The following is a 12,430-nucleotide window of genomic DNA, read 5'->3' on the forward strand; positions in this document are numbered from 1 at the left end:
TGAATTTCGTTATGAAAACGCATAATATTTAATTTGTTGGAAGTAATAATTTTTTAGGAGGATGAAAATGAATAAAGTAACGGAGTTTATAGAAAAACATCTTTTACCTGTAGCTACAAAGATAGGGAATGAAAAGCATTTACTGGCCATAAGGGACGCATTTATTACAATGATGCCAATTACAATGGCAGGAGCAATAGCTGTGTTATTAAATGCCTTCACTAGAGATATTCCTAATCAATACTTGGGAGTTGGAAATGGGATAACAACATTCTTTGAACCTTTGATTGCTATTAATGGCTTGATTTGGACAGGTTCTTTAGCAATTATGGCACTTGTTTTTTCTGCTTCATTAGGTTATCAATTAGCTAAAGCTTATGAGGTGAATCCACTAGGAGGGATGTTTGTTTCTTTATCTTCTTTTGTAATGGGAATTCCTCAAATGGCTAAAATTTCTTTAGATTTAGCGGAAGGATTACCAAAAAATGTTTCTAATCTAATTGTTGATGCAGGTGGTGTTGTCAACACTGTAGATGGTGTAACTAAGCTAGAGTCTAGCGCATGGGGTTATTTTAATTTTGGTCAGTACTTTGGTGGTACTGGATTGTTTACAGCTATGATTTTCAGTTTTATTTCAGTATTAATTTATGCGTTTCTATTGAAACGTAATATAATCATTAAATTACCAGAATCTGTTCCACCAGCTGTTTCTAAAGCATTTGCAGGGATTATTCCAGGAACAGTTGCATTATATGCCAGTGGATTAATTTATTATTTATTCGAAAAACTAACTTCACAAAATATGATTGATTGGATAGCAAGTGCTATTCAAGCACCATTAATAAATATGTCACAAGGATTCTTTGCCGTTTTAATTATCACTTTATTAGTTCATGTTCTTTGGGTCTTTGGTTTACACGGAACTAATATTATGGGAGCTGTTTTCCAATCATTATACGGAGTAGCAATGGTTGAAAACACAAATGCGTTTCAAAGTGGCGCTGACATTCCTTACAAATGGTCTGCAGCATCATTTGATGTGTTTGTATGGCCTGGTGGAGCAGGTGTAACGTTGGCGTTAATTATTGCCTTATTGATTTTTTCAAAAAGATCTGAACAACGTACGGTTGCTAAGTTAGGATTAGCTCCAGGATTGTTTAATATTAATGAACCTATCATGTTTGGTTTACCAGTCGTATTAAATCCTCTTTATATGATTCCATTTATTGTCGCTCCTTTAGTAACGGCAACAATATCTTATTTTGCAACTATTTGGGGCTTCGTTGATCCAGTAGTTGTGACAGTTCCTTGGGTGATGCCCCCAGTATTAAGTGGCTTTTTAGCAACTGCTGGTGACTGGAGATCGATTGTTTTATCTTTAGTAAATATCGGTATATCAATATTTATTTGGGCACCATTTGTGATAGCAGCAGGTAAAGACGCTATCAATAACAATAATTCTTAAGGAGTACGTAATTAATGAAACGTGAAATAGGTATATCTATCTATCCAGATGCAAGTAATAATGAAGAGGACCGCATTTATATTGAAAAAGCTGCTAAATTAGGTTACACAAGAATGTTCATTAGTATGCTAGAAGTTAGTGAAGGAAAAGAGACAGTCAAAAGAAAATTTAAGGAATTAATATCTTATAGCCGAGACAAGGGATTTGAGGTTATTCTAGATGTCGCTCCCAATATTTTTGATGATCTTGGTATTTCTTACGATGATCTATCTTTTTTCGCTGAACTTGAAGCACACGGTGTTAGATTAGATGTAGGTTTTGATGGGTTTAAAGAATCTTTGATGACTTTCAATGAACATGATTTAATCATCGAATTAAACATGAGTAATAATGTTGCTTATTTAGATAATATTTTTACATATAAACCAAATGCTTCAGCAATCTACGGTTGTCATAATTTTTACCCACAAAAAAATACAGGACTTCCTTTTGACTTCTTTGTAGAATGTAGTCAGCGTTTTAAAAGCAAAGGACTAAAAACAGCGGCTTTTGTAACGTGTTCAAATGGAAATCAAGGCCCTTGGGATATTAATGACGGTTTACCAACATTAGAAGAACATCGTAATATGCCTTTAACTAGTCAAGTTAAACACTTATTTGCAACTGACTTAATTGACGTTGTTATTATAGGAAATGGATATGCCACTGATAAAGAGTTAGAAGAAATGGCTCAAGTTAATCGCAATCAAGTTGAATTTTTATATGATTCTATTGGAGAGCATTCCGAATTAGAAAAGAATATTATTGAAGAACAACATTATCGACGTGGAGATATCACTTCTCAAGTAATCAGATCAACACAAGTTCGAGTAAAATATCAAAATAACGATAATCCATCTAATCAAAAAGAGGCTCGTTTTGAAGTTGGAGATATTGTAATAGGTAATAATGATTTTGGTAAATACAAAAATGAATTACAAGTAGTGTTAGAACCACATGAAGATTCAAGAAAAAATTTGGTTGGAAAGATCTCAAAAGATGAAATAATGTTATTAAAATATATTCATCCATGGAGTAAATTTAAATTTAAACAAAATCAGTAGTTATTTTATGATGGTAAATAAAAATACTCAAACTAATTTAAAGATTTAACAATTTCTCTATCCATCTCCCCAATTATATAACCTAAAAAAATAAGAATGCCCAAAATCAGATGTTGATTTTGGGTATTCTTTTTAACTAAATATGTTCAAACTAGTTCAAATACATTCGATCAACACATAGCCCAGTAGCAGCAACAGCGCCGTTAATTTCTTGATAAGGCTTTAAGGTGACCACTTGTTTCTTCTCAGTACTTAGCAGTGTTTTATTTTTATCAATATGCTCTTGTAGCAACTTGAATAGTTGAGGTTCATCAAATAACTGTCCGTGAATGATGATTCGCCTAGAATCAATGATCATACCTAAGTTATTTAGGGTAATAGCTAGGTATTTAATAGCATTAGAAAGAATGTTCATCACACCCTCATCTCCTAATTGAAAGGCTTTTAGTATGGTTTCAATAGATAATTTATCTCTATTTGTACAAAGTTGCCTTAAATAAGTAGTTTCAGAGTTGTCATATAAAATTTGAGATTTCTTAATAATCCAAGCTTCACTAGCGTATGTTTGTAAACAACCACGCTTACCGCATTCACATAATTCCCCATCAGGATGGACAATCATGTGGCCAACTTCCCCAATGATGACATTCGTGAGTCCATATAATTTACCCTCATAAATACTAGAGCAGAACATACCGCGTCCCACATGAAGTATAGAGTAATTATCATCTGTAGGGCTATTGTTATAAAGTCTTTCAGAAATAGCTAGACACTCAACATTATTACTAAAAAAGATCGGTCCATCAAAATATTCTGGTAACTGATCAAAAATAAAATGTTCCCAGAATGGGTTGTTTGTTTGGATACCTTGTTTAGATTCAGAAAAATGCCCAGGTAATGCCATGCCGATTGCTTTAGGTTGATACGTTTTATTGTTAGTCACAAATGTTTTACAAGCATCATAAAAAATATCAGTTGTTAAGCCATCTTCAAAGTTTCTAGCAAAGATAACTTCCTTTTCAAAAGTAGTTCCTTTATTGTCACAAACAACAAAGGAAAAGAATTTTTCAGAAAGCTCTATCCCAATATAATAACTATGCTGGCTAGAAATGGTGAGCAGTATTTTTTTTCTGCCTGATTTAATATGTGTGTCATTTTTTTCACCGATTTCTTGGATGAGTCCTTCATTAATCAACTCTCCAGTGATTTCACTAACGGTTGCAGGTGTGATACCTGTTTGTTTTGAAATGTCAATTCGCGAGATAGGAGATTGAGTATAAATGATGGTTAAGACTTTGATAAGTCTATCGCGTTGTATTTTAGTTAATTTCATCAGAATTCCTCCACTAGTAATAAAATTAGTATAGCATATTGATTATTTTTTATAAACAACTTTAGGTGGATAAGTCATATTTATCGATTGACAAATAATAAAAAATTATTTATTATGAATTTAATAATAAAAAAGAATCAAATTACGTATTTTTATATTATTTTAAATCTAATTGATTCTTTTTTGTAATTAATCAGGAGGGTGAAGTTATGGTAAAAAGATTAATTAGTTCGAATGCGTCAGATATACTGAATATGTCTTCGCAAGAACTAAAACAAAGTATTAGTGCAAGTGAAGGTCGAGTGATTATGTCTGAAAATGTTGTCTTTAGAGAGGCTTTTATTGATGACATTACAAATGCAGAGTTAGCAAAAGCTTTTGGAGCTGATTTGATTTTATTAAATGGCATTGATGTGTTAAATCCTGTTATTAACGGCTTGCCGTCATCAGATAAAACTTTCGTAGAAACACTGCATCAATTAGTAGGTCGTCCCGTAGGAGTTAATTTAGAACCAGTGGATGAGACAACTAAAATGGCTGAAACACGTTTAGAGATTGCAGAAGGCCGTCAAGCTAGTTTGAATACGATTAAAGAGATTGAAAAATTAGGTCTTGATTTTGTTTGCTTCACTGGAAATCCTGGAAGCGGTGTCAGTAATAAAAAGATAATAGAGACCATAAAAATCGCGAAAAAACATTTTTCAGGCTTAATAATTGCTGGTAAAATGCATGGCGCCGGAGCTACAGAAAAAATCATTGATGAAGCAACAGTGGAGGCGTTTATTGAAGCAGGAGCAGATGTTATTTTGGTACCAGCTGTCGGCACAGTACCAGGGTTTGATAGTAATGATCTAAAACTAATTGTCAAACATGCTCATGAGAAAAATGCATTAGTTCTAAGTGCTATTGGAACAAGTCAAGAGAGTTCTGATACAGATACAATTAAGCAAATTGCTATTCAAAATAAAATTTGTGGTGTTGATATTCAGCATATTGGAGACGCTGGATATGCAGGTTTAGCCCCAGTTGAAAATATTTTCGCTATGAGTAAAGCAATTCGCGGTATGCGACATACTGCCTCAATGATTGCCAGATCTGTTAATCGTTAAACAAAAATGGGAGGATTACACATGAAAAAGATTAATGTGTTTTTAGAAGAAAAGATGTTACCTGTTGCTGGTAAGTTAAGTAGCAATAAATTTTTAGTGGCTATTCGTGATGGTATTACGTTAACCATGCCACTGATTATTATTGGCTCACTATTTATGGTGATTGCTAGCTTTCCTATTCCAGGTTGGGAAGATTGGTTAGGTAAAGTTGGTGTGTCTGGCTATCTATGGAAAGGTGTGGACAGCAGTTTTGGTTTGATTGGATTAGTTGCTAGTTTTGGTATCGCATATAGTTTAACAAAACAATACGGTGTAGATGGTGTTTCATCAGGTATTGTGTCATTATCAACATTTATTACTGTGACACCATTTGTTATTAGTGATGCAGGTGCAGGAATGCCCACAGGATACATGGCTGCTAAAGGTTTATTCGTTGCTATTATTTTAGGATTAATTAACGGTTATGTGTACCAATGGTTTATTAATCGTGACATTCAAATTAAACTACCTGACACGGTGCCACCAGCTGTTTCAAGAAGTTTCAGTGCTATTATTCCTGGAGCGGTTTTAATTACTGCTTGGTTAATTATTTTTGGTGTGTTAGATGCTATGTCACTACCTAATTTACATGATGTGGCTCAAGTTGTATTAGGTGGACCACTTGGCTTACTAGGAAGTAATGTGTTTGGAACGATTATCGTTGTTGCTCTAAATAGTATGTTCTGGTTTATTGGGATTCATGGAGGAAATGTAGTGAATTCAGTAATGCAGCCAGTTTGGATTGCCAACTTAGATGCTAACCGAGCAGCGTACCAAGCCGGAGAAAGTTTACCACATATCTTTACAATTGCTTTTATGGATAATTTTGTGTACATCGGTGGTGGTGGCGCGACAATCGGTTTAGTGCTTGTATTAGGTTACTTAGCTCGTAAGAAAAAAACGAGTAAACAAACGAAGGTACTTGCGCCAGTGACTGTTGTTCCAGGACTTTTTAATATCAATGAACCAACGATGTTTGGATTGCCAGTTGTCCTTAATGTGATGTTATTGATTCCATTTGTGTTAGCGCCAATTGTTAATGTTGTAGTCACCTATTTATCTATGGCCTCAGGGCTAGTACCATTAACAAGAACTGTTGCTACTTGGACAATGCCACCAATTATTAGTGGCTTTTTGACTACAGGAAGCCTAAGAGGATCAGGTCTTCAAGTGGTATTAATTATTTTGGACATCTTGTTATATCTACCATTCTTTTTAATGGTTGAGAAACGTTTTAAAGAAGAAGAGCTAGGTGAATTATAGAAAACATATGAATCTAGTTTACTTGTATGGGGTAAACTAGATTTTTTTATTTTTTGAAAATCATTGATTGTTTAGAGGCGCATTATAAAGTCATATTAAACATATTCAGTTATAACGAGAAAATAATAATGGTGTGTTTTATGTTCAAATAGAGTGATATTGACAAATGAAGTGCATGTTAAAAGATAACCTTTAAATGAACAGGGGTTAAAAAATAGTGTTTATTGGAAAAGGAGGATACTCAAAGATTAGCCCAATAAAAAATTATATTAATAAAATTGATTAGATAAAACTCATTCTGAAGACTGATTTTTTTGAGATTGAAAAAAGGTATATTATTTCCATACTAAAAAGATAGGGTGATGTGAAATGATGGTAAGTATTTTTTTATGGGGATTTGGTTTATTATTAGCAGGTTGGGGATTTTATCGAATGAAGAAAGATTTTGGACAAAATAAAAGTAACAATAATCTAATACAACTTTTATTAACAGGACAAGCATCAGGTATTGGTCAGTTTGTTTCAGGCATTATCATGTTTATTATTGGCTTTGTTGTCTTATATATGCAAAATAAATAGAATTTTTTGAACAACACTTATTTTAAAGATATTCTTTAAAATAGGTGTTGTTTTACTTTAACTCACTGTTAAAGTAATCTACAATAAAGAAAACAAGTATACTGGGGTGAGGTTATGAGATTACTTATTGTTGAGGATGAAGTTGAATTATCTAATAGTTTAAAGGGAGGTTTGGAAAAGGAAGGGTATGCAGTTGATTGTAGCTTAGATGGGGAGGATGCCCTGTTTCAACTAGAAATAAATCAATACGACTTAGTCATATTAGACTTAAACTTACCTAAAGTAGATGGACTAGATGTGTTGAAATTTATAAAAACATATTCAGAAAACACCAAAATTATTATACTATCCGCACGGGTAACTGTTGAAGAACGCATCAGAGGATTAGAAGAAGGGGCGGATGATTATCTTGTAAAACCTTTTGATTTTGGGGAATTGCTCGTACGAATTCGCAACTTAGTCCAGAGAGAATTTGTTCAACGCCCAACATTAATCACATTTGGTGAGTTAATTTTAGATACCAATAAAAAAGTTGTAAAAAAAAATAATAAAGAATTACTTTTAACCAGAAAAGAATACGGTATATTAGAGTATTTAGTATTTAATAAGGGAAATGTTATTAGTGCAGAAGAAATAATAAATCACGTTTGGAATGATGATGTGAATCCATTTTCCAGTGCATTACGTTATCATGTATCAAGTTTAAAGAAAAAAATTATGGAATCTTTTGATGTTGAAGTAGTTCGCACAATAAGAGGGCAAGGATACATTATAGATGAGGAGTCAGATAAATGAAGTGGTTTGAAAAAATATCATTGCAATGGCGGATAACGTTATTAACAGGGGTTATTCTTACAGCAGTTGCACTAGCCATTACTTTTTTCTCGATATCGAATGGGACAAAATTAATAGAGCCACTTGAAAATTTATATCCCATAGAAGAAGTAACACCTAATGACCCTTCAATAGCAGCAACATCATTACCAGCCAAGTCAATTGAAGAAGCTAAACACTCTTTTGACACAAATAGTATACTATTTTGTGTGTTTTCAGTGGTGACAGGAATGGTCTTAGTGTATATTATTTCTGGACAAGCTATCCAACCTATAAAAAGTTTGAGTCAAGAAATTGAAGAAATTGATGAAGAAAATCTGTCTGTCCGATTAAGCAAAGAAAATGTACCGCCAGAAATATCTGATATGACAGAAAGTATTAATCATATGTTAAATCGAATAGAAGATGCCTATGGGAGACAAAAAAGATTTGCAGCTAGTGCAGCTCATGAGTTTAAAACTCCCTTAAGTATTATGAAAACGACTATTCAAACACTTGATTTGGCTAGTGAGTCTTTAGATCAAAGAATTAAAGATAGCTATCAGGTTCAATTAAATACTATTGATAGGTTAGATCATTTAGTTAATGACTTATTGTTAATAACAAATGTTAATCAGATAAATGAATTAGAAAAAGAAGAGATACACCTTGATCTATTATTTCAAGATATTGTTGAAGAACTTGGATATGTCTATAAAGATAAAGAAGTTCATGTCTTTATTGAATTAATAGAGCCAATTGTTTCAGGAAACATTGATTTGTTATATAGGGCTATTTATAATTTAGTGGATAATGCTTATAAATATAACAAAAAACAGGGCGAAATCAGATTAATCACCAGAAAAGAACAAGAACAGTTACTAATTGAAATTAAAAATGAAGGAGAATTGATTGACCTAAAACACAAAGCGTTTATCACTGATCCCTTTTACCGAGTGGACCAATCGTGGTCTAGACAATATACGGGGTCTGGACTGGGGCTAGCTATTGTTCAGTCTATCTTAGAGGTCCATGAATTCAAATTAGAAATTGATGAAGAAGATAAGAAGTATAATGTTTTTAGAATTATTATCTAATCATCAATCAGAGATTGTAATACTGCTTATTTATGAATGAGAGGATGACCCAAAAGTCATCCTCTTTCTTATTTATACGAATAATATGTAATAGTTAGGGGATAAAACGTCTGCTCCCATGAGTAATGGAGAAAACGACTTTTGCCCTATTCTATTTTTTATTTCCTAACAATAATCTAACAAAGAGAATGTTAGAGTAAAGGCAAGTAGAATGATAGGAGGTATCACATGAAAAAATTAAAACGTATAACAGTTCTTCTAATATGTTTATTGGCGATTGGAGGAGGAGGTTATTATTTTTACACGCAAGTGAAAGTAGAAGATAAAGAAGACATTTTATGGAGAGAATACCCAGTAACAAAAGGTAATATTATGTCTTACTTTGATGGAACAGGCAAGTTGAACTTAATCGAAGAAACATACACGAGAGACTATTGGATGATGGTGAGTGAGGTGTATGTGAAAGAAGGACAAGAAGTTAAAAAAGGACAAGCAATATTAAAAGATTCAAATGGTAATATTATTGAAGCAGATAGCGATGGAGTGGTTGTTAAATTAGAAGCTGAAGCTAAGAAAGAGATTCAATATAAAAAACCAATTGTAACTATAGGTAATTATGATAAAAAATATACTAAAATAATGGTATCTCAAGAAGAAATAAATAATGTTGTTTTAGATCAAAAGGTTTTATTGAATTTTATGGCTGAAAGTGAGAATGACATAGAGGGCGTTGTAACAGAGATAAATCAATTACCAAAAGATGTATCAGGTGCAGTTGGTTATGAGGTAACTGTTAAGTTAGCTGAAACGGATACAAAACTTTTGTCAGGTATGACAGCTTCAGCAAAATTTATCAAAAAAAATGTGGAGAATGTTTTAACAGTTTCTAATAAAGGAATCGAATACAAAGATGGTAATCAACAAGTTTTAATCCGAGACAAAGATGGTGAAATCAAAAAAGTTACAATTAAAACGGGCTTTTCTGATGGGGCAGTTAGCGAAGTTATAGAAGGATTAAAAGAGGGTGATATTGTCGTAGTGAAGGGATGATTAAATGAAGTTAGTTGAAACAATTCGAATGATACTCATTAATTTAATTCAAAATAAATACAAAGTACTATTAACCTCACTAGGTATTATCATAGGAACATTAACAATTGTTCTAGTGATTGCTATTGGTCAAGGTGGAGAAAAACAGATAGCTGACCAATTTAAAAATATGTCAGCTGAAACAATTTATGTCAACTATCAACCAATAGCTCAACCTAAAAAAGATGAGCCGAAAATGGGATTAAATGAAATTGAGTTAATTAAGGAGGAAAATCCTTATATTAAAGATATTTATCTGAGAAGCCTATTTAATAGTGATGTATCAGTTCAAGGGAAAAAAGAAAATCAAATGATTACAGCTGTGTCCTCTGGTTATTCAGATGTTTCAAATTATCAAATAGAAGTTGGAAGAGATTTTTCAGATGATGATTATCAATCAGAAAAAAAAGTTCTAGTAATTGGTTATTCTATGGCAGAAAAATTATTTAAAACGCCTGAAAAAGCTTTAACAGGGAAAGTTCAAATGAATGGAAATTTGTATGAAGTAATCGGTGTTTTAAAGAAAACGTCAGAGGGATTACAAGGTGTTAGTCCAGATGATACGCTGTTTATTCCTTATGAAACAGCTCAAAAGGAGAAATTATTAAGTGCAGAATCCTTTCCACAAGCAGTGGCCTTAGCTAATAATCAAAAAGATTTAGAAAAGGCAAAACAAAGAATTCAAAGTAGCTTAGATTATGTTTTTGATGATAGTAGTGTGTATGAAGTAGAAGACGCTGGCAGTCGAATAGAAGCAGCCATGGCATCAGCTACTACAATGAAAGTGTTACTTTTATCAATGTCTATCATTGTTTTTTTAGTAGGTGGAATTGGCATCATGAACGTTCTTTTTGTATCAGTTAAGGAAAGAACAAAAGAGATCGGTATATTAAAAGCAATAGGAACAACAAGAAAAGATATTTTATTCCTATTTTTACTAGAATCTATTGGAATTGGTATTTTTGGTGGATCTATAGGTGTCATTCTTAGTTTTGTCGCAATTCCAATTCTTGAAAAAAGTAACATTCCTACATTTGCTACATGGGAAGGAAAGGTAGTTGCCTTTTTATTTGCTGTATTAACAGCAACAATATTTGGCTTTTATCCTGCCTATAAAGCCTCTAAGTTAAAACCAATAGAAGCATTAACACAAGATTAGAAAGGAAGAATAAAATGAATAAAAAATTGATAGTAGTAGGATTGAGTAGTTTGATGATAATGACAGGTTGCCAAACAAAAAATAAGGAAGTTAAAGAACAAGAAACAAAGCAATCAACAGAAGAATTAGTTTATGAAGATATTCAAACAGAGTATGGGAAAGTATTAGATGTAAATGGTAATGAAGTATCATTAAAAATGGGAACTTTAAAAGAAGAAGAACAGCAAAAAGAATCTGATACAGGTGGCATGGATGCCGGTGTCATGACAGAAGCCGCTACTGCAGCTGAAGGAGCAGGTCTTGAAAGTCAGTTGGAGTACTCTGATAAAACAACAGAAATAAAGATTGATGCTGGTTTAGAAATAAGTAGTCAAGGGAAAGACGTAGGGATAAATGGAATTAAAAAAGGAAGTTTAGTAGCAATTGATAAGGATAAAAAGGGAAAAATTTTAAAAATTACATTATTAGATTAAAGAGGTAGGTAAAATGAAGAACGAAAAGATCGTTATATTGGAAAAAATAAATAAGTCTTTTACTATTGGAAGTGATAATTATCCTGTCCTAAAAGATATTTCATTTTCTTTGGACGAAGGAGACTACGTGGCTATATTGGGTGCCTCTGGATCGGGAAAATCAACATTAATGAATATTATTGGCTGTATGGATACATTGGATAGAGGTACTTACTTATTAGAGGAGAAACTAATTAATAGATGTAAAGATAAAGAATTGACTCAGATTAGAAATGAAAAAATTGGCTTTATTTTTCAAAATTATCATTTAATCCCACAGTATAACGTCCTTCAGAACATCATTTTACCTTTGTTAATTAGAGGAGATAGTAGAGCAGAGGCAACCAAAGAGGCTTTAAATATCATTGATTTGGTAGGACTGACTGATCGGATTAAACATAAGCCTAGTGAGTTATCAGGTGGTCAACAACAACGAGTTTCAATTGCTAGAGCTTTGATTACTAAGCCAAAATTACTTTTGGCTGATGAGCCGACAGGTGCATTGGATTCAAAAACAGGAGATGACATTTTATTTTTGTTTGATCAATTAAATAAAATGGGAAACACGATATTAATGATTACTCATGACGAACATGTTGCAAAACATGCTAACAGAATTTTAAGATTATCTGATGGTATACTAAAAGAAGATAGAGAAGAGGAGATATAATGGGACCGCAACTAATACTAATTATACTTGGAAGTATGTTAATAATTGTTGGAGGAATTAGAATGACAGCAAATAAATCTGATGATAATTTATTACAATTAATTTTATCAGGACAAGCATCAGGGATAGGCCAACTCATATCAGGTATAATTTGTTTGATAATTGTAGCAGTAATAGTTTGTTTCAATTAAAGAATTAA

13 protein-coding genes are annotated in these 12,430 nt (G+C 32.6%); 12 read left to right on the plus strand and 1 reads right to left on the minus strand.

Annotated features, from left to right (window positions below; all coding sequences use genetic code 11):
- Positions 1-67 precede the first annotated feature (67 nt).
- Both DOK76_RS00245 and DOK76_RS00250 read left to right on the plus strand, forming a co-directional pair.
- Positions 68-1,465, plus strand: a complete 1,398-nt coding sequence (locus tag DOK76_RS00245; protein ID WP_206964069.1) for a PTS sugar transporter subunit IIC — start codon at positions 68-70, stop codon at positions 1,463-1,465.
- A gap of 14 nt (positions 1,466-1,479) precedes the next feature.
- Complete coding sequence (locus tag DOK76_RS00250; RefSeq protein ID WP_206964071.1) at positions 1,480-2,568, plus strand: DUF871 domain-containing protein; 1,089 nt, start codon at positions 1,480-1,482, stop codon at positions 2,566-2,568.
- A 151-nt stretch (positions 2,569-2,719) separates the two neighbouring features.
- Here the strand turns inward: DOK76_RS00250 and DOK76_RS00255 are convergent, their stop codons facing one another.
- The gene (locus DOK76_RS00255; RefSeq protein ID WP_206964072.1) at positions 2,720-3,901 is read right to left on the minus strand and encodes an ROK family protein; all 1,182 of its coding nucleotides are present in this window, start codon (positions 3,899-3,901) and stop codon (positions 2,720-2,722) included.
- Positions 3,902-4,110: 209 nt separating this feature from the next.
- Between DOK76_RS00255 and DOK76_RS00260 the strand changes: the two genes are divergently transcribed.
- From DOK76_RS00260 to DOK76_RS00305, 10 genes are all read left to right on the plus strand, one after another.
- Complete coding sequence (locus tag DOK76_RS00260; protein WP_206964073.1) at positions 4,111-5,010, plus strand: DUF7916 family protein; 900 nt, start codon at positions 4,111-4,113, stop codon at positions 5,008-5,010.
- A gap of 21 nt (positions 5,011-5,031) precedes the next feature.
- Positions 5,032-6,312 carry a PTS sugar transporter subunit IIC gene (locus DOK76_RS00265; RefSeq protein ID WP_206964074.1) on the plus strand — a complete coding sequence of 427 codons (1,281 nt, stop codon included), beginning with the start codon at positions 5,032-5,034 and terminating at the stop codon, positions 6,310-6,312.
- Between the two features lie 369 nt (positions 6,313-6,681).
- Positions 6,682-6,891: a hypothetical protein gene (locus tag DOK76_RS00270; RefSeq protein WP_242542139.1), complete on the plus strand. Its 210-nt coding sequence runs from the start codon at positions 6,682-6,684 to the stop codon at positions 6,889-6,891.
- Positions 6,892-7,005: 114 nt separating this feature from the next.
- A complete protein-coding gene (locus tag DOK76_RS00275; protein WP_206964075.1) occupies positions 7,006-7,686 on the plus strand; it encodes a response regulator transcription factor in 681 nt (226 codons plus the stop codon).
- Positions 7,683-8,801 (plus strand): sensor histidine kinase, encoded by a 1,119-nt coding sequence (locus DOK76_RS00280; RefSeq protein WP_206964076.1) that lies wholly within the window; start codon positions 7,683-7,685, stop codon positions 8,799-8,801. The genes DOK76_RS00275 and DOK76_RS00280 overlap by 4 nt, the downstream gene beginning before the upstream one ends.
- 228 nt (positions 8,802-9,029) lie before the next feature.
- The gene (locus DOK76_RS00285; protein ID WP_206964077.1) at positions 9,030-9,851 is read left to right on the plus strand and encodes a biotin/lipoyl-containing protein; all 822 of its coding nucleotides are present in this window, start codon (positions 9,030-9,032) and stop codon (positions 9,849-9,851) included.
- Between the two features lie 4 nt (positions 9,852-9,855).
- On the plus strand, positions 9,856-11,049 hold the full coding sequence (locus tag DOK76_RS00290; protein WP_206964078.1) for an ABC transporter permease: 1,194 nt from the start codon (positions 9,856-9,858) through the stop codon (positions 11,047-11,049).
- A gap of 14 nt (positions 11,050-11,063) precedes the next feature.
- Positions 11,064-11,522: a hypothetical protein gene (locus DOK76_RS00295; protein WP_206964079.1), complete on the plus strand. Its 459-nt coding sequence runs from the start codon at positions 11,064-11,066 to the stop codon at positions 11,520-11,522.
- 13 nt (positions 11,523-11,535) lie between these two features.
- On the plus strand, positions 11,536-12,231 hold the full coding sequence (locus tag DOK76_RS00300; RefSeq protein WP_206964080.1) for an ABC transporter ATP-binding protein: 696 nt from the start codon (positions 11,536-11,538) through the stop codon (positions 12,229-12,231).
- Positions 12,231-12,422 (plus strand): hypothetical protein, encoded by a 192-nt coding sequence (locus tag DOK76_RS00305; RefSeq protein ID WP_206964081.1) that lies wholly within the window; start codon positions 12,231-12,233, stop codon positions 12,420-12,422. Before DOK76_RS00300 ends, DOK76_RS00305 begins: the two co-directional genes overlap by 1 nt.
- Positions 12,423-12,430: the final 8 nt, after the last annotated feature.

This window comes from Candidatus Vagococcus giribetii (assembly GCF_017316185.1).
GTDB lineage: Bacteria > Bacillota > Bacilli > Lactobacillales > Vagococcaceae > Vagococcus > Vagococcus giribetii.